We start from the raw sequence: 17,863 nt of genomic DNA, 5'->3' as shown, positions 1-17,863 counted from the left end.
GTTTTCAGCCAATTGTGAGAAGACTCGTTGTTCAACTTTAGTTGAAAGAGTTTTACACATCTAGAGAGAGGTAAGTGCCAGAAGGAGAGAAGATATGGAACTACTGAGAGTTCCACCACAGAATTTAGAGGCCGAACAGGCTGTCCTAGGGGCGATGATGCTCGAACCAGAGTCCGGAAGTTCTGTTTTTGAAATTCTTCAACCGGAAGACTTTTATAGGGATAATCATCGTTTGATTTTTTCTGCTATTCAGGAACTCTTTGAAAAGGGAGATCCTATTGACCTTGTCAGTGTTGCCGAGATCTTGCGCCAGCAGGGCCGTCTGGAACAAGTTGGCGGAATTGCGACAATCTCTGAGATTGCTCGTTCTGTTCCTTCGGCAGCTAATGTCGATTATTATGCCAAATTGGTCACGGAAAAGGCGCTTCTGCGTCAGCTAATACGAGCGTCCAATAGTATTGTAGAACGGGGATATGAGCCTGGAGAAGAAGCGCGTAATCTTCTGGAAGAAGCAGAAAAACTGATTCTTGATCTTTCTCGAAGGCGTGTAAAAGATGGGTTTAGTCTTATTCGAGATGTTCTGCTAGAGACGTTTGAGAAAATTGAGTATCTCTATGCTCATAAAGGAAATCTTACGGGTGTTCCGACCTTTTTCACGGAATTGGACCGCATGACTTCGGGTTGGCAACCCTCTGATTTAGTGATTATTGCCGCCCGGCCATCCATGGGAAAAACGGCACTAGTTTTAAATATGGCACAAAATGCTTCAGTACGGGCGAAAGTGCCGGTTGCCGTTTTTAGCTTGGAAATGTCCAAGGAACAATTAGTGCAGCGGATGTTGTGTGGGGAAGCAATGGTAGACCAACAGCGCGTAAGGACTGGTGATTTGCTCGACGCAGATTGGCCGAAATTGACGCGCGCTGTGGGGCCTCTCTCTGATGCCCCAATTTTTATCGATGATACCGTAGGAATTTCCTTAGCAGAGCTTCGTTCGAAGGTGCGTAGATTGAAAATGGAGCACAATTTGGGGATGATTGTTATTGACTACCTTCAGTTGTTGTCAGTTGGAAAGAAGACAGAAAGCCGACAGCAGGAGGTGGCACAAATCTCGAGAACTCTTAAAGGGCTTGCCCGTGAACTTAAAGTCCCGGTCATCGCCTTGTCACAGCTTAATCGTGGAGTTGAGCAACGTCAGGATAAACGGCCTATTATGTCGGACTTATTGGAGTCGGGGGCCATTGAAGCGGATGCAGATGTGATTTCATTTATTTATCGCGATGAATATTATCATTCGGAATCTGAGAAAAAAGGGATTGCAGAGTTAATTATCGCCAAACATCGTAATGGTCCTGTAGGAACCGTGGAATTAGGCTTCCTTAAGGAGTTTACCAAATTTGTAAATCTTGATCGACAACATCAAATGGCTTAAATGTATCCCCCAGGCCTTTTAGGCTGGGGGATTTAGCTATACCTATTAGACCCTCATGCACTGTTTAAAAGTCATAAACCCTCTGAAATTGTCGAATGTTTTTTATATATTCATGAATAATGTTCGGATATTGATTGACAAGGGGAGGGAGGATTGTTAAGATAAAAGTGTTTGCGACTAGAGACTCTTTGCTAGTTAAGAACGAAGACGGCTCTAGGAGGAGATAAAGTTGAAACATGAAGTCGATGTCTTAATTATTGGAGCTGGCCCAGCCGGTATTTTTACTGCTTTAGAGCTATCAAAGCATAATCAAGAGTTGAAAATTCTTATTGTGGATAACGGGAGAACGATCGAAAAGCGAAAGTGCCCTGCCCGTGCAACGGGAGTCTGCGTTGGATGTAATCCATGCGCTATAACCAGAGGATGGTCGGGTGCAGGGGCATTTAGTGATGGGAAACTGTCCTTGAGTCCCGCGGTGGGCGGACGATTGACCGAATATATGAAAGAGGCTCAGGCACAGGAATTAATTGACTACACAGATTCTATTTACCGCCAATTCAAAGCGCAAGAAACCGTCTATGGCTTAAATAACCACCGGGTGGAAGAGATTCAATATGAGGCTTCTCGTCATAATATTCAGTTGATTCATTGTCCGATACGTCATTTGGGAACTGAGTTGGCTTATGATGTTTTGAAGGGTATGTACGAACATCTTATGACCAATACGAAGACGATTTTTTGGGAACTGGCGGAGGTTAAGAATATCTTGGCCGGTCCTGAAGGGGTCATAGGGGCGACCATTCAGCGACGGGACGAACCAGAAATTGATGAAGTGTCGGCGCGCTATGTTGTTGCTGCCCCAGGTAGAGGAGGCGCGAATTGGCTTGCTGAACAAACCATTCGTTTAGGCGTAGCGACGGAAAACAATGAGGTGGATATTGGAGTACGAGTTGAAGTTCCAAACTCGATAATGGATCATTTAACCCGGGAACTTTACGAACCGAAACTTGTCTATTATTCGGATACTTATGACTTAAAGACACGAAGCTTCTGCGTCAACCCGGGTGGTGTGGTTTCTGAGGAACATTACGACGGGGGAATAGCAGTGGTCAATGGGCATAGTTATGCCGATCCTGCGAAGAAAACAAAGAACACAAACTTCGCGCTCTTAGTCTCAACTCGTTTCACAGAGCCTTTTAATCAACCGATAGAATACGGACGTTATGTTGCCCGGCTAGCGAACATGTTAACGGGTGGTGGTGTCATGGTTCAGCGTTTGGGAGACCTTTTACAAGGACGGCGGACCACTGAAGGCCGTCTACGCCAGTCAACGACAATTCCAACTCTGCTTTCAGCTGTTCCAGGAGACCTCAGTTATGTACTGCCAGAGCGGTACTTGACTTCTTTAATAGAAACCCTCAAAGCATTTGATAAAATTGCGCCTGGTATGTACGCCAAAAACACGTTGTTATACGGAGTTGAGGTTAAGTTCTACTCCTCCAAGGTAAAAGTAAAAACGAACTTTGAAACAGAAATCCCTCGCTTATATACGATCGGGGATGGAGCAGGAATAACTCGAGGTTTAATGCAAGCTTCAGCAACCGGTGTTGTAGTGGGTCGGGATATCGTAGCTAAGTCATAAAGATTTTGCTTAACGTTCTCTCTTTGTAATAGTGCTTTTGGTAGGTTAAAAATAGTACTTGTGATATTGAAGTCTACGAAATGACAGGGGGCGAAGTTTTTTGCTCGAAAGATATACTCATCCTGAAATGGGCAAGCTATGGCAGGACGGATATGAATATGAACGTTGGTTAGAAGTTGAATTGGCCGTTGCTGAGGTTATGGCGAAACGTGGAGAAATACCTCAGTCAGCCATGGAGGAAATCCGAAAGTCGGCTAAAGTAAACCCTAGGCGGGTCTTAGAAATTGAGGCCGTAGTTCGGCACGATCTGATTGCCTTTTTACAGGCTGTTGTTGAAGAGATTGGGGAGGCTGGTAAATACCTTCATCTTGGATTGACTTCTTCAGATGTGAAGGATACCGGGTTAAGCCTTGTGTTAAGAGATTCAGGCCGGTTACTGAAGAGTGACTTGATAGCGTTGCGAGAGGCGTTAGCTAAGCGAGCGCTTGAAAGCAAATACACCGTGATGGTCGGCCGAACTCACGGCATTCACGCTGAGCCGCTAACCTTCGGATTGAAGCTCGCATTGTGGATCGCAGAAATCGATCGTCAAGAAGAACGGCTTGATCAGGCGATTGTTTCAGTGAGTGCTGGAAAGATTTCTGGAGCAGTGGGAACATATGCCAACGTATCGCCTGATGTAGAGGAGGAAGTCTGTCTTCTCTTGGGGTTAGAAACGGCTTTAGTAAGTAATCAAATATTGCAACGGGATCGACACGCGCACTTTGTGTCTACTTTAGCCTTAATCGGAGGGACACTCGAAAAGATAGCAACAGAGATTCGCAATTTACAACGTACGGATATCCTGGAGGTTGAGGAATCCTTTGCTGAGGGGCAAAAAGGGTCCTCTGCGATGCCTCACAAGCGTAATCCGATTGTGTGTGAACAGGTAGCGGGAATGTCACGGCTTCTACGTGGCAATGCGTTAGCAGCCATGGAGAATATAGCGCTTTGGCATGAACGAGATATGACCCATTCCTCTGTGGAACGGATAATTCTTCCGGATAGTTGCCTTCTCTTGGATCATATGCTCCGTCAGATGACCAAGGTTATAACGGGTCTAAAGATTCGTGAGGATCAAATGAAACGCAATCTTCAGAAAACTTTTGGACTGACCTCTTCTCAACGTGTTCTCTTGGCCTTGGTCGAACACGGATGTATGAGAGAAGAGGCTTACGCCTGGGTTCAAGAGGATGCTTTCCAGGCTTGGGATCATGGTCAAGACTTTATTGAAGTTGTGACAGAGGATACACGAATTCTAAACTATTTGACCAAAGAAAAAATTCAGGGTTTGTTTGACTTAAAATATCACCTACGACACGTTGATGATATCTTTAAGAGACTAGGACTAAGGGATTAAAAGATTATCTTTGAGAAAGTTAGGAGGAAAAATATATGGCAGCAGTTGTGTTAATTGGTTCTCAATGGGGAGATGAAGGTAAAGGTAAAATAACAGATTTTCTAGCCGAAAAAGCCAATGTTGTTGTAAGGTACCAAGGAGGAAATAATGCTGGACACACAGTTGTGGCTAACGGAGAAGAGTTTAAGCTTCACCTAATTCCTTCGGGAATCCTTTACGAGGATAAAACATGTGTCATTGGCAATGGTGTGGTGATTGATCCGCAGGTTTTGTTAGAAGAACTCAGTTATCTTGCCAAGCGAGGGATTAAGATCGGTAAGCTGCTTATTAGTAGCAACGCCCATATCATTATGCCCTATCACAGGGTACTTGATGGTTTGGAAGAAGATGCACGCGCTGAGCACAAAATCGGCACAACGAAGCGTGGAATCGGTCCAGCCTATATGGATAAAGCTTCACGGATCGGAATTCGTGTGATTGATCTGATGGATAAAGAGGAGTTCGCTGAAAAACTCAAACGAAATCTAACCGAAAAAAATAATTTGTTTGTCAAAGTCTATGGTAAGGAAGGGCTAAAGTTTGATGATATTTATGAAACATACCTTGGCTATGCTGAACAACTTCGTCCGATGGTAACGGACAGTTCTCTGGTAATCGACCAAAGCATTCAAGCGGGGGAGAAGGTGCTCTTTGAGGGTGCACAAGGCACTTTGCTAGATATTGACCATGGGACTTACCCCTATGTGACATCATCCCATCCAATAGCTGGAGGGGCTTGTATTGGTGCAGGTATTGGCCCAACTCGTATTAATCGCGTAATCGGGGTAATTAAGGCCTATACAACTCGCGTTGGAGAAGGCCCTTTCCCAACAGAACTTTTGGACGAGGTCGGAGAAGAAATTCAGAAGAATGGTCATGAGTTTGGAACCACGACTGGACGAGCGCGTCGTTGTGGTTGGTTTGATGCGGTCATTGCCCGGTATGCTGTTCGAGTGAGTGGAATTTCAGACTTTGCCATTACGAAGCTTGATGTCCTTACGGGATTTGACACCCTGAAAATCTGCGTTGGATATAGTGTCAATGGAGAAATCATCCGTGAATTTCCTCAAAGTCAAAAGATATTTAAGCAATGTCAACCAGTTTATGAAGAAATGCCCGGTTGGCAAGAAGATGTGACTCATGTACGCCAGTTTGGAGACCTTCCTGAAGCAGCCCGAAATTATATTCTTCGCATTGAAGAGCTTTCAGGTATCCCTGCTACGTTGGTTGCCATAGGTCCAGGACGCGAACAAACTATTGTTCGCGGAGAGATCTTTTAATACAACAAATCTCTAAAAGTATTGACACTTGTGCTAGACTAGTGTAATATCTAAAATCGTGGTACAAAAACATCTTTCGGGCCATTAGCTCAGTCGGCTAGAGCACCTGACTTTTAATCAGGGTGTCCCGCGTTCGAGTCGCGGATGGCCCACCATTTCAAAAAGTGTTGGTAAGTTGAAGCACTTATCAATATATAATATAAACAGCAAAGACAGTGATTTAGCACAATATGTTAAGTTGCTGTTTTTTTGTTATCTAACTTTGAGGAAGTATTAAACAGTATATTTTAGGAAAATAATAAATAATTTGCTGTAATAGATAAGAAAATGTATTCAAAATTAAGTCTATATATGTTATAGTCATTACGATATAAAGGAATAAAATATTCGTTGCATATAAGTTGCGATTGAAAAAGGCAAACTCAGTGAAAACTGAGGACGCAAAGCTTCGGGTCTTCCACGTTGGGGTGATGATAGCCGAGCCACCAATTTAGAACATTTCGCTTTCTATTTTGGGGGGCGATTTTGTTTTTTAACCGATCAGGTATACTTTCTAGACTTCAAAAGGGCAATTAGAAAACCTTTATATTATAGTGTGGCAATAAAATCTGAGTATGAGAAAGGGAGATAAAGAATGACTAAAATCAAATATCGAATCATTTTATTACTAGTAACAACGGCTTTGATTGTGGGTTCTATTCTGGGTGGGTATAACATTTATAATGTGATAGTAGCAGAAAAAGCGAACATTACACAATATCGCGATACCTTATACGAACAGTTTGATCGGACCGTTAAACTGGAGGTCCAAACTGCTTATAGTTTAGTTCAAGATATCTATGATAGGCAGAAAAAAGGCGAATATACTCCAGAAGAGGCAAAGAAAACGGCAGCGGATCTTGTAAGAAATTTACGTTACGACCAAGAAAACTATTTTTGGATAGATACGACCGATGGAACGAACGTAGTTCTACTAGGGCGAGAAGCTTCTGAAGGGAAATCACGCTATGAGGCTAAGGATAGTGAGGGTATACTTTTTGTTCAGGCGTTTATCGCGAACGGCAAACAAACAGGCGGAGGCTATACGGATTATAGATTTGCAAAGCCAAATCAAACGGAAGCATTACCTAAAAGAAGTTATACCTTATTGTTTGAGCCCTATAATTGGGTGATTGGAACGGGGAACTGGGTTGATGATATTGATGCACTCGTTTTAGCAAAGCAAATGGAACATGAAAAGAAGACTAAACAAAGCATTATTTATACGATTGTCTCTATTTTACTGGCCCTGGGAGTTTCTCTTGTGGCAGGAACCATACTTAGCAATAAAATCTCAAAACAAATTGCCCAAATGGCAACAAATGCCGATGAAATAGCCAAGGGTAATTTAAGAATTGGACAATACGAAAATAATTCTAAAGATGAAATAGGGAATCTTGGTAGAGCTTTCCGGACTATGACCGACAATTTAATTAACCTTGTTCAACAAGTGTCAGCGTCCTCAACTCAAGTTGCAGCATCATCTCAACAATTGAGCGCTGGGGCAGAACAATCCGCCCAAGCGTCACAACAAGTATCGATAGCTATCATGGAGGTTTCCGTTGGTGCAGAAAAACAACTAAATGCTGTTAATGATACATCGGCGATTGTTGAGCAGATGTCAGCGGGGATTCAGCAGATGCTGGAAAACGCCAAAATTGTAGTTAGGTCCTCGGAAAAAACGGCTTTGTCAGCGGCAGAGGGTAGCCAGGCAATCGATAAAACTATGCAACAAATGGTTAATATCGAAAGGACAGTGACAGGGTCTGCAGAAGTGGTCATGAATTTAGGCGAGCGTTCTAAAGAAATCGGACAGATCGTAGATACTATATCAGGTATAGCATCCCAGACCAACCTTCTGGCCTTAAACGCTGCCATCGAAGCTGCGCGAGCCGGTGAGCAAGGGAGAGGTTTTGCTGTTGTTGCTGATGAGGTCCGAAAGTTGGCCGAACAATCACAGGAAGCATCGAAACAGATTGAACTACTGATTAATAGCATTCAACAAGACACACAGAAAGCAGTGCTAGCGATGAACGAGGGAACACATCAGGTTAAACTAGGGACAGAGGTCGCTGGAACGGCAGGACAAGCCTTTAATGAAATATCGAGCTTAATTAATCAGGTTTCTTCACAGATCGGGGAAATTTCTGAGGAAATCCAACAAATGGCTGTGGGGAGCGAAAGAATAGTTTCATCGATTGCAGATATTTATGAGACAAGTCGAGAAATCACGACCCAAACCCAGACTGTGTCTGCGGCAACAGAGGAACAATCGGCATCCGTTGAGGAAATAGCCTCTTCGAGTCAAGTTCTAGCAACCATGGCTGATGAATTGCAAGGAACCTTAAGGAAATTTAATTTCTAACAAATCTATCAGGGATAGGAACGTTGGTCTTAATGGTCCTATCCCTTATGTCTTTTAAGATCTTTGATCATTCTCTAATTCTCACTATTTAAAGGGTAGAGTTTCCTTCGTCGCAAAGTATTGCTTCCGGGAAGGCGACTTCGGAGAAAATTGTATCCTGCAGCAATAATAAATAAAACTTGATTTACAAAGATAGATTAAAAGGTATTGACAGGGTTATAAAGATAGTGTAAAATTCATATTTGTGAGTGTCATTTTTTCAGCAGACAGTAATCGGAAGCCAGAGGCCAGACAGATTTATAAATACAACTAAGGAAGGCTCCATCGATAAGGCTTGGAGCTAGCCGAATTTTTATAAGTCTAATATCCGGCATCTGATGACTGACCACTGAAGCGGCCCGTTGGTCAAGCGGTCTAAGACACCGCCCTTTCACGGCGGTTACACGGGTTCGAATCCCGTACGGGTCACCAATAAACTTATCTTATGCCTCGGTAGCTCAGTCGGTAGAGCAGAGGACTGAAAATCCTCGTGTCGGCGGTTCGATTCCGTCCTGAGGCACCACTTATTATTTAATAAATAAGTGTAAGCACCTAATTATTGCATTTCCTAAGATATTACCTATTAAAAATTAAATATATAATTGGTTCTGTTGATTTCCTTCAAGGAAAAATCAGGACTTTTTTTGTTGTAGCTGAAGGGCTTAAAACTGTAGAATGTAAATCAATTTAAGAGAAACAATAAGAGCGTGAGATTATTGATCATTTATTGATTCTGCTTAGAGCAGTAATAAACACGACAAGGATTAGGTGAGTACTATGCCACTACCAGAGAATAACTTATTGTTTGGTTTTGAGCCAAGGTTAACCGTTGAACAACGTGAGTACGTCAATGCTATTTTTGATAATCAGTTAGTAATGGTGAATGCCAAAGCAGGTACAGGAAAAACTACTCTCGCAGTCGCTTGCGCAAAAATCATTAAGAAACCTTTAACTTATATTTTTAATCCAGTACAAGAATCTTCTATGGGGTTCAGACCTGGTACCCAATCTGAAAAAGAAAGTATTTACTATCAACCGCTTGTGGATGCTCTCTTAGAAATTAATGAAAATCCGACTCAGTGCATTTATAATGAGGAATCATTGGCTAATGAAGCAATGCGCAGAAAAGTAAGTATTAAACGAGCAATGGATGGGGTTTGGTGTTACCCTAAAAGTCCCGTCTTCCTTAGAGGGACAAATCTTAAAGACATGACGATTATTATTGATGAGTGTCAGAACTTTTCTATTCAAGAGTTAAGGAAGATTTTAACTCGTGTTCATGATTCCTGTAAAATTATTTGCATTGGACATTCGGGGCAAATTGACATCCCTGTTTCAAAAAGTGGATTCGTTCCGTATATGGAACACTTTAAAGATCAGCCCTATTGCAAGATTGTTACTTTAACGAAGAACTTCCGTGGGGAATTAGCGAATTGGGCGGATGCCTATCGAGCTCCATAAATCTAGATTGACATATTAGATCTTTGCGCTTATAATTTTCTTTGTTGGGATAAGGGTAGCCGATGGTCTTAAAGAGGCTTAATTGGGCAAAACCCTTGGTAATACATGCGGACGTGGCTCAGCGGTAGAGCATTGGCTTCCCAAGCCGAGGATCGCGAGTTCGAATCTCGTCGTCCGCTCCATTAGAAAATATTAGACATCGCAAGGGATTGCGGTGTTTTTTGTTTGAAACTGGATATAAGAAAATAAGCCCATTGTTTTGAAAATTTACGAAATGGAGCGTATTTGTAATGAATGTAGCCTTTTTCCTTATACCCAAGAAGAACATCGTCTATCTAAAAGACAATGCAACAATGCGTCAAGCGCTAGAGAGGATGGAGTACCACAGTTATTCTGCAGTCCCGCTCATTGATCGTGAGGGGAAATATGTTGGGACGATCACTGAAGGAGATTTGTTGTGGAAGCTTAAAAATACACCGGGTCTCACCTTCGAAAATACGGAGGATATTTTCCTTAGCGAAGTGGAACAACATGTTCAGAATTTGCCGGTAACAATCGATGCTCAAATAGAAGATTTGATTTCAAGAGCGGTGGTACAAAACTTTGTGCCTGTCGTGGACGATCAACAGATTTTTATAGGAATTGTACGCCGACGGGAAATGATTGAATACTGCTCGAAACTCTTGATCCAGCGAAAAGCAGAGGCCACAACATAAGACTGTGACTATTGCCATCTGGATGAGTTCAGACCCAGTGAAAATGACGATGTATCACTAACAAAGGACAACCTCATTCATAGAATAGAGTTTGTCCTTTGTTTTTTAGAAAGTCAGATTTTAAGTTAGCATAGGTGATGAAGACGGTCGCCTTCGCCGAGGGTTGGGAACCAGTCAAGATTACCTTAACTGGAATTCAGGGAAAATCAAGGGTCTTTCATGATGAAATATATTAATAAAAAACAGCTTGATTTCTTTGGAATATTATACTAATATATTCCAAGTAAGGGTGCTCTAGAGGACATCGTTAATAATATATTAGAAAAAAGAGGTGCCAAATTGAACGTTTATAGGGACTTACTGATGCTTTTAATCGAAGATGCTCGAACGAATCTTAATGATAACGCAAGACATAGAGACTTAACAGATCCGAGCATTGTTGAAATGAGTCAAAGATTAGACGGCTTATTGAATGAGTATTATTTAATTACTAATTCGATGCGTATAGCCTCTTAAACTATATTGTAAATGTAAATAGATGACTGACAAACTCCGGGAATAAGGTTGATAGAAGCAGCAGTAAGGATAGAAGCACTAAAATTAACGTGAACGTCCAGGAAATAAGATTGAAAAATTTCGAATTGACATAATCGCCCATAATACTTTTCTTACTGGCTATTAGGACCATGAAGATAAGAATGGGGGGTAAAAGGATTCCGTTAACGACTTGAGTTGTCAACATAACGTGATATAAAGACAAATCAGGCCACAAGACGATTGCTGATCCCAAGACGATGAGGACTGTATACAGACCGAAGAATACGGGGGCTTCTTTAAAGGATTTGCTGATTCCGTGTTCAAAACCAAAGGCCTCGCAGACCGCATACGCGGTACTTAAGGGCAGGACAAACGCAGCCAACATAGAGGCGCCGAGTAAACCAAAGCCGAATAGCAAACTCGCATATTCTCCAGCCAATGGTTTTAACGCGAGAGCAACATCTTTGGCAGTCTCAATCGGGATATTATTGGCGAAGAGGGTTGCTGCAGTGGAAACGATAATAAAGAAGGCAATAAATCCCGTGAAAAAGGTTCCGATTAGTACATCCCAGCGTGTGTAACGATAGTCCTTAGCCGTGATACCTTTGTCGACCACGGAAGACTGGACATAGAACTGCCCCCAGGGGGTAATCGTAGTTCCGATCACTCCGACGATCATCAGCAAAAAAGCTGGGCTACCCGAGAATGTGGGAGTAACGGATTCCATGAAGACTTGAGGCCAGGGTGGCTTGACTATAATCCCAGAGATTACATAACTGAAAAAAGTTAAACATAGAAAGAGAAGGATTTTCTCCATTCTGGCATAATCTGTCTTAACGACTAGCCACCAAATAATGAAGGCCATGACCGGTACGGAGAGATATTTACTCACACCAAAAATTTCAAAGCTTGTAGCGATCCCCGAGAACTCAGAAGCAGTCGTGCCTAGGTTAGCAATCATGAGAACGCTCATCGCAAAAAATGCCCATTTCACTCCGTAGTTTTCTCGAATTAAGTCAGAGAGTCCGCGACCAGTTACGGCACCTGTGCGCGCAGATATTTCTTGAGCTATGGCTAAAAGTACGGTGCTGATAAGCATGACGAAAATAAGTGAGTAGCCGTATTTAGCACCTGCTGCAGCGTAAGTGGCAATTCCACCAGCATCATTATCCGCAAAGGCTGTCACCATTCCTGGCCCCATGATGGTTAAAAACAGGGTAAAACGTGTTTTTAGGTTCATTCACTATGCCCTCCTTTAGCTTGGCGACGGCGGGCAATCAAGGTCGAGTAAATTTCCACGCGAGGGCGATCCGGCATTAATAATTCTAAGACATCGTCCACTGTGATGATGCCTAAGATTTGATCTTGAGAATTCACGACGGGCACCGCCAATAAACCATATTTATGGATGAGATCGGCAAGCTTTTCGTGATCGTCATACGGCGAGATCTTCAAGATTTTAGTATGCATCAAGTCTTTTAAGGTAGTTTCAGGAGAAGCAATAATCAGCTCTCGTAGTGACAGAACTCCTTCCAGAGTTTCCTGTTCATCAACCACATAGAGATAATAAATAGTTTCTGCGTCAGGGGCTAAACGTCTTAATTCGTTAATCGCTTGTTCCGCAGTAAGCCAAAACGGTAAGCCGATATATTCCGTGGTCATAAGCGAACCAGCGGTGTCTTCCTCATATTGCATTAATTCTCGTACATCTTCGGCATCCTCGGACTCCATTAAGTTTAAGAGCTCCTCGGACTTCTGAGAGGACAGCTCACTTAAAATATCAGCGGCTTCATCAGGAGGCATCTCTTCTAGGATATCAGAAGCTCTCTCCTCATCCATCTGATTAATAACTTCAACTTGGGTATCCAGTTCCATCTCAGCTAGGGCATCGATGGCCTGTTGAGAATCAAGGGCATTGAGGAAATTAGCTCGCTGTCTATAGTCCATGCTTTCAACAATGTCTGCAATATCAGCTGGATGAAGTTGGCGTAGTTGTTCTTTTTCTCGAGTGAGTTGGAGAGCTGAGGTTCGATTTTCTAAAGGTTTGATATACTGGCAGCCGACAAATTTATTCTCGACCCGGCTGAGTAAAAACTCAACCCCTAAGCGGCGAAAAAGCCCGCGTACACCGATATCCACCGCAACTAAAACAAGATATTGATGATCTTCATGAGAGACCCAAGACAGTGAGATATCATTGACTCGCACTAACCTTGAGCCTTCTAAGTCAATAATTTGTTTATCTAATAGCCATTTGCCTATAAATGTTTCTTCTTCGTGCAGCGGGCATGTCAGTTGGAGATCAAAATTGGTATCAAGACGCAGCCCATCATGATCCCAAGAAGTTACCAATCCAATAGGAATTAGGTCATGTAACCCTTTGGTGTATCGAATACCTGTAACATGGGGAGAGACACTGTCCCAGCGAATTGCAATATCCAGCAATTTCCCAACACGATGTCCTTTGGCGTCACGAATTGGTTTATTAAGCAGTTGACTGAAATAAAATTCCCCTAAAACTTTCAGGTCGGCCATTTACTTCCCTCCTTTGAGTGACGGAGTCTGGCGCCAACTGTGAAAGTGACTCCGTCCAGTATTAAATGAAGTATGATTGCACATATGATATGGGCCAGAATCCATATAACCACCTCCTTTAAGTTATCTAAAATATGGGAAATCATAAGTGGATAAAGACCTTTATATCAAATAGAAGGTCTATAAACATACGTTATGGACCTCCCTTACTCGTACTATATGCCTGGTTAATATTACAAATAATTCTGGAATTTACTGGGCATTTTTGATACTATATACATGAGTATGATAATCTCATCACGGACAACCCGTGTTTTTAAAAGTAAATTTCATATTGTTTGGGCGGTTAAATATCAGAGAAAAGTGTTGACAGCCGAAGTGGAGGCGTAGCGTGATCCAAGACGTTGCCCAAGAAAGGGGGTTTCAAGATTGCTTTGAAATATGCAGACGATTGGCTGAATTTCTGAAGAAGCAATTAGGGTTCTTACCTTGAGTGTTAGTCGAAAGGAGGGCATAATGAAGCTGGCAAAATCATGCGTGATTAACCCCGCATCCGATGTAGCACTTGTTCTTGGGCACTTAACCTATGCCGCTTGGAAACTCTGGAATGTGGCTAATTATGAACGTAAAACATGGACTGAAGAATTGGGAGTACCCTACCCTAATTGGTACGAGCAAAAAAAACGGCTCAAAGACCATTTCTGGTACAAAAACCTGCCTTCCCAATCAGCCCAAGAGTTGTTACACACCTTGGACGGAGCCTGGATGTCATTCTATAAACTCAAAGAAACTGGTGGAGTAGAAAACCCGAAACCCCCTAAATTTAAGCAGGAAAACTTTAACATGAAATATCTCAAAGATGGCTTTACGGTGCTTTCCGGAAACCGGGTAAGACTTGCCATCCCTAAACAACTCCGAGGGTATTTAAAAGAAAAATTCGACTTTAAGAACACGTTTCTTTATGTAGATGTTCCGAACCATCTACAACTTGAAGTCGAACACGTTAGAAATTTGGAATTTAAGCCGTTGGCAGGTTAAACATCTTCTTCATGCTATGACTAGGGCAATGATTAATTTGGCTGTTGAGCATGGTGTAGAAACGATCATCTTGGGTGATCTGACTGGAATTCGGAAAGAGAAAAACTTTAGTGCCAAGACAAACCAGAAGTTCCACAAGTGGCCGTTTCGGAAAGTGATGGAGCTTATCGGGTATAAGGCAGCCCTAGGCAGGATCGCTGTGTTAAAAATTACCGAAGAGTATTCGTCGCAAACGTGTTCTGTGTGCAAGCCGATACCGAGCCAAGAGAACGCCCGTAAGTCTAACCGCAAATACCGTGGGCTTTATGTGTGTAAGGATTGCGGCACAGTCATAAATGCCGATGTAAATGGTTCAATTAATATCGCCAAAAAGTATCTGGAAACCCAGAACTCAGAACTAACCCTGAGGGCTGAGCAACCAGTAGTGGTGTTGGGCACGCCAAAGATGTACCGGTTTGACGGATGTTCATTTGTCGCCTAGAATCTTGAAGCTCTCCATTTCAATGGAGAGTAGTTCACCACTGCATAGCGTAGAATTTTCTTAGCCACCCTACCTATCAGAAATTTGAATTAGTACACTTCATTATATGTAAGATGAAGCAAATTCGTCAATATTTTTGCTAATAATTTAAATTTAGGCGAATTCATAATTGTTATATCTGTTTTTCTTTTAATTAATCAAGGTGGCTAAAGGCCAATCAACCGAACGATATTAGGCTTTGCCTTTCTCGTTGTCCTTGTGTTATAATCGTGAATGAATTAGATGACGTGAGTATTGAGAGGAGGGTGTTTGGATGGCAAAACACATTCAGACCATTGTGAAGGCTAATCTGAGTTCTACCGTAAAAACTGGAGGGTGTGGCAAGTGTCAGACCTCTTGCCAATCTGCCTGTAAGACTTCTTGCACGGTTGGTAACCAAGTTTGTGTTAAATAAGGTTAATTCATTGTGTTAAACATAGGATATCAGAACCCACCCCGTAGTTGGGGTTGGGTTCTGTTTCTATTTGCTTGGGAAGAGAAGAAAGAGAGGGTCTGGATCTAGATGCTGAATTTATTAAATCATGAGGGATATTCTCTTAAGAAAAATGTTCATAGTTATTGTCAGGGGGATATTTTTATCGCTCATGACGTCAATTCCGGTTCGTTACATTTGCTTGATGAGGGGACATATCGGGTTCTAAAGGCTATTGAAAGCTTACAAGAGAAGGCTGAACTTATTATTCCTGAGGAGGTTTACCGGGTCCTAGATCAATCAGCAACGTCGCTTCTTACGAAGGAAGAACTCGCTGAGATCTTTGAGGAACTGGAAGAACTCTATAAGGAGGGGAGCCTTTTTTCAAACGAGGTAGAGGGGATCATGCCCAATTACCCTGAGAAGCCGGTCGTCAAAGCAATCTGCCTTCATGTAGCCCATGACTGCAATTTGCGCTGCAAGTATTGTTTTGCGGGAACAGGGGCCTTTGGTGGAAGTAGAACTTTGATGAATCTTGAGACGGGTAAAAAGGGTATTGATTTTGTTATAGAGTCGTCGGGGCATAGGGACCATTGTGAAGTTGATTTCTTTGGAGGAGAACCATTACTAAATTTTGGAGTCGTAAAGGACTTAGTCGAATACGGTAAAAAGGCAGCGGCGGTTCTCCATAAAACTATTAAATTTACCCTGACTACGAACGGAGTATTACTGGATGACAAAGTCCAAAGTTTTCTCGAACAAGAGGAGATCAGTGTGGTCTTGAGTCTTGATGGCCGCCCGGAAGTGCATGATCGGATGCGGCCCAATGCCGGTGGTCAGGGAAGTTACGCAAACGTTACACAACGCATCCAACAGTTTGTAAGCAAGCGGACAGATAGTTCTCCCTATGCGTTAGGAACGTATTATTACGTTCGCGGCACCTATACGCATTTCAATTTGGATTTTGATTGCGATGTTTTACACATGGCGGATATAGGGATTAAACAGATCTCAGTAGAGCCCGTCGTGGCAGGGCCGGAGGATGCTTATGCTTTTCAGGAAGGGGATCTAAATAAAATTCGGGAAGCCTATGATCGCCTTGGTGAAGAATTATTAGTGCGCCGTGCCCAAGACCAAGAATTCAATTTCTTCCATTTCAATATCGCCTTGGACCAGGGGCCTTGCTTGAATAAGCGGCTTTCTGGATGCGGAGCGGGACATGAGTATGTGGCAATTTCCCCGGAGGGAGATCTTTATCCCTGTCACCAGTTTGTGGGACAGGAAGACTATAAACTCGGGTCACTCTATGACGAAAACCCTCATCAACTAAAGGCTGAGGTGGTTAAGAGCTTTCGTTCAGCGCATATCTATTCTAAGCCGTCTTGCCGAGAGTGCTGGGCTCGCTTTACCTGTAGTGGGGGGTGCCATGCAGCGAATGTTTCCTTTACCCAAAGCCTGACAGACGTTTATACTCTGGGCTGTGAGCTTCAGAAAAAGCGTTTAGAAGTGGCGCTTTATGTAAAAATTAAAGAATCTCAACAAAACAGAAGGCTATCTCCTGTTCCGGATGTCCGCTGTTAGGTAGTTTGGAGACTAAAGGTTGGATGGTTTGAGAAGACATGTTACAATACTATTTATAAGTAGATGACCAAGGAGGCGAATTGCTTGAAGAAGAAATCACAACGTATTTTTGCAGGAATTCTTGCTGTTCTCATTAGTATTGCAATGGTTGGTTCGGGACTGCTTGTGTTCTTCTTTACTGGAGATGAGCAACCTTACGGCTCGAATGCATCTCCACTGGCTGCCAATACTAAGGCAGGATACCAAGCCCAGAAGTTGCGTATCGATGCGATGGTTGAGCAGGCCAAGAAAGACCCTGAGAATGAACTCCTGCAAACCTCGCTTGGAAATGAGTATTATAACGCAGGGGTCGCTGCTCAAGAGGTCGCCCCCACTGAAGTACAAGAGAACTTTAAACATGCAGTCGAGGTTTACCAGAATGTTTTAAAAACAAAAAAAGATGTCAATATCATGGTTGATATGGCGACATCCGCTTTTTATAGCGAAGATTATGAACTCGCGGAAAAAAGTTACCAAGAGGCGTTAAAGCTAGACCCTAATTTTCTGTTTGGCCTGATCAACTATGGTATTTTTCTATCTCAAGCAAAGCAAGATTGGGCAGGGGCCGTTAATCAGTGGCAGAAAGCTCTTCCTTTAGCTCAGAAGAGTTCGGACAAAGAGCAGATCCAAGCCATGATCAATCAGGCGCAAAGCCAACTGAAAGCTTCAGGGAACCAGGGGCTCTCCAACCCAAACCTGCCATAAATTCTCCAGCGTGCTTCTCAAGGAGGGTTTGAAATTTGTTAACAAGATGTTCACAAAAGCTTTACG

15 protein-coding genes, 4 tRNA genes and 1 riboswitch are annotated in these 17,863 nt (G+C 42.7%); of the genes, 17 read left to right on the top strand and 2 right to left on the bottom strand.

Annotation, left to right across the window (positions count from 1 at the left end; genetic code table 11):
- Positions 1-94 precede the first annotated feature (94 nt).
- The 12 genes from dnaB to ACYQ3Q_RS10940 all read left to right on the top strand — a co-directional run bounded on the left by dnaB (position 95) and on the right by ACYQ3Q_RS10940 (position 10,925).
- Entirely contained in the window at positions 95-1,429 is a 1,335-nt protein-coding gene (gene dnaB / locus ACYQ3Q_RS10995) for a replicative DNA helicase (protein WP_459928592.1), read from the top strand.
- A gap of 229 nt (positions 1,430-1,658) precedes the next feature.
- Positions 1,659-3,071 (top strand): NAD(P)/FAD-dependent oxidoreductase, encoded by a 1,413-nt coding sequence (locus ACYQ3Q_RS10990; RefSeq protein WP_459928591.1) that lies wholly within the window; start codon positions 1,659-1,661, stop codon positions 3,069-3,071.
- 100 nt (positions 3,072-3,171) lie between these two features.
- Positions 3,172-4,470: an adenylosuccinate lyase gene (purB, locus tag ACYQ3Q_RS10985; protein ID WP_459928590.1), complete on the top strand. Its 1,299-nt coding sequence runs from the start codon at positions 3,172-3,174 to the stop codon at positions 4,468-4,470.
- A 35-nt stretch (positions 4,471-4,505) separates the two neighbouring features.
- The gene (locus ACYQ3Q_RS10980; RefSeq protein WP_459928589.1) at positions 4,506-5,789 is read left to right on the top strand and encodes an adenylosuccinate synthase; all 1,284 of its coding nucleotides are present in this window, start codon (positions 4,506-4,508) and stop codon (positions 5,787-5,789) included.
- Between the two features lie 78 nt (positions 5,790-5,867).
- Positions 5,868-5,944, top strand: a tRNA-Lys gene (locus ACYQ3Q_RS10975).
- 250 nt (positions 5,945-6,194) lie between these two features.
- Positions 6,195-6,279, top strand: a riboswitch (cyclic di-GMP riboswitch).
- A gap of 144 nt (positions 6,280-6,423) precedes the next feature.
- The gene (locus ACYQ3Q_RS10970; RefSeq protein WP_459928588.1) at positions 6,424-8,193 is read left to right on the top strand and encodes a methyl-accepting chemotaxis protein; all 1,770 of its coding nucleotides are present in this window, start codon (positions 6,424-6,426) and stop codon (positions 8,191-8,193) included.
- 395 nt (positions 8,194-8,588) lie between these two features.
- Positions 8,589-8,664: transfer RNA gene (locus ACYQ3Q_RS10965), tRNA-Glu, on the top strand.
- A gap of 15 nt (positions 8,665-8,679) precedes the next feature.
- Positions 8,680-8,755, top strand: a tRNA-Phe gene (locus tag ACYQ3Q_RS10960).
- A gap of 254 nt (positions 8,756-9,009) precedes the next feature.
- On the top strand, positions 9,010-9,693 hold the full coding sequence (locus ACYQ3Q_RS10955; protein WP_034141208.1) for a PhoH family protein: 684 nt from the start codon (positions 9,010-9,012) through the stop codon (positions 9,691-9,693).
- Between the two features lie 107 nt (positions 9,694-9,800).
- Positions 9,801-9,875: transfer RNA gene (locus tag ACYQ3Q_RS10950), tRNA-Gly, on the top strand.
- Positions 9,876-9,983: 108 nt separating this feature from the next.
- Entirely contained in the window at positions 9,984-10,409 is a 426-nt protein-coding gene (locus ACYQ3Q_RS10945; protein WP_459928587.1) for a CBS domain-containing protein, read from the top strand.
- Positions 10,410-10,748: 339 nt separating this feature from the next.
- On the top strand, positions 10,749-10,925 hold the full coding sequence (locus tag ACYQ3Q_RS10940) for a Spo0E family sporulation regulatory protein-aspartic acid phosphatase (protein ID WP_459928586.1): 177 nt from the start codon (positions 10,749-10,751) through the stop codon (positions 10,923-10,925).
- A gap of 1 nt (position 10,926) precedes the next feature.
- Here the strand turns inward: ACYQ3Q_RS10940 and ACYQ3Q_RS10935 are convergent, their stop codons facing one another.
- Together ACYQ3Q_RS10935 and ACYQ3Q_RS10930 are read right to left on the bottom strand one after the other, a co-directional pair.
- The gene (locus ACYQ3Q_RS10935; protein ID WP_459928585.1) at positions 10,927-12,186 is read right to left on the bottom strand and encodes an Nramp family divalent metal transporter; all 1,260 of its coding nucleotides are present in this window, start codon (positions 12,184-12,186) and stop codon (positions 10,927-10,929) included.
- A complete protein-coding gene (locus ACYQ3Q_RS10930) occupies positions 12,183-13,481 on the bottom strand; it encodes a magnesium transporter (RefSeq protein WP_459928584.1) in 1,299 nt (432 codons plus the stop codon). Before ACYQ3Q_RS10930 ends, ACYQ3Q_RS10935 begins: the two co-directional genes overlap by 4 nt.
- 516 nt (positions 13,482-13,997) lie before the next feature.
- Here ACYQ3Q_RS10930 and ACYQ3Q_RS10925 point away from each other — a divergent pair.
- The 5 genes from ACYQ3Q_RS10925 (at position 13,998) to ACYQ3Q_RS10905 (ending at position 17,797) form a co-directional block, all read left to right on the top strand.
- Entirely contained in the window at positions 13,998-14,519 is a 522-nt protein-coding gene (locus ACYQ3Q_RS10925) for a hypothetical protein (protein ID WP_459928583.1), read from the top strand.
- On the top strand, positions 14,470-15,000 hold the full coding sequence (locus ACYQ3Q_RS10920) for an RNA-guided endonuclease TnpB family protein (protein ID WP_459928664.1): 531 nt from the start codon (positions 14,470-14,472) through the stop codon (positions 14,998-15,000). The genes ACYQ3Q_RS10925 and ACYQ3Q_RS10920 overlap by 50 nt, the downstream gene beginning before the upstream one ends.
- A 313-nt stretch (positions 15,001-15,313) precedes the next feature.
- Positions 15,314-15,454, top strand: a complete 141-nt coding sequence (gene scfA / locus ACYQ3Q_RS10915) for a six-cysteine ranthipeptide SCIFF (RefSeq protein ID WP_014905314.1) — start codon at positions 15,314-15,316, stop codon at positions 15,452-15,454.
- A gap of 108 nt (positions 15,455-15,562) precedes the next feature.
- Positions 15,563-17,053, top strand: a complete 1,491-nt coding sequence (scfB, locus tag ACYQ3Q_RS10910) for a thioether cross-link-forming SCIFF peptide maturase (RefSeq protein ID WP_459928582.1) — start codon at positions 15,563-15,565, stop codon at positions 17,051-17,053.
- 84 nt (positions 17,054-17,137) lie between these two features.
- Positions 17,138-17,797 (top strand): tetratricopeptide repeat protein, encoded by a 660-nt coding sequence (locus ACYQ3Q_RS10905; RefSeq protein WP_459928581.1) that lies wholly within the window; start codon positions 17,138-17,140, stop codon positions 17,795-17,797.
- Positions 17,798-17,863 lie beyond the last annotated feature (66 nt).

Source organism: Desulfosporosinus burensis (genome assembly GCF_054657535.1).
This window is presented reverse-complemented; position numbering and strand designations above follow the sequence as displayed.

Coding starts and splice junctions, on each gene's coding strand:
- dnaB (WP_459928592.1), top strand. CDS start 95: ATGGAACTACTGAGAGTTCCACCACAGAATTTAGAGGCCGAACAGGCT.
- ACYQ3Q_RS10980 (WP_459928589.1), top strand. CDS start 4,506: ATGGCAGCAGTTGTGTTAATTGGTTCTCAATGGGGAGATGAAGGTAAA.
- ACYQ3Q_RS10970 (WP_459928588.1), top strand. CDS start 6,424: ATGACTAAAATCAAATATCGAATCATTTTATTACTAGTAACAACGGCT.
- ACYQ3Q_RS10955 (WP_034141208.1), top strand. CDS start 9,010: ATGCCACTACCAGAGAATAACTTATTGTTTGGTTTTGAGCCAAGGTTA.
- ACYQ3Q_RS10945 (WP_459928587.1), top strand. CDS start 9,984: ATGAATGTAGCCTTTTTCCTTATACCCAAGAAGAACATCGTCTATCTA.
- ACYQ3Q_RS10935 (WP_459928585.1), bottom strand. CDS start 12,186: ATGAACCTAAAAACACGTTTTACCCTGTTTTTAACCATCATGGGGCCA.
- ACYQ3Q_RS10930 (WP_459928584.1), bottom strand. CDS start 13,481: ATGGCCGACCTGAAAGTTTTAGGGGAATTTTATTTCAGTCAACTGCTT.
- ACYQ3Q_RS10925 (WP_459928583.1), top strand. CDS start 13,998: ATGAAGCTGGCAAAATCATGCGTGATTAACCCCGCATCCGATGTAGCA.
- scfA (WP_014905314.1), top strand. CDS start 15,314: ATGGCAAAACACATTCAGACCATTGTGAAGGCTAATCTGAGTTCTACC.
- scfB (WP_459928582.1), top strand. CDS start 15,563: ATGCTGAATTTATTAAATCATGAGGGATATTCTCTTAAGAAAAATGTT.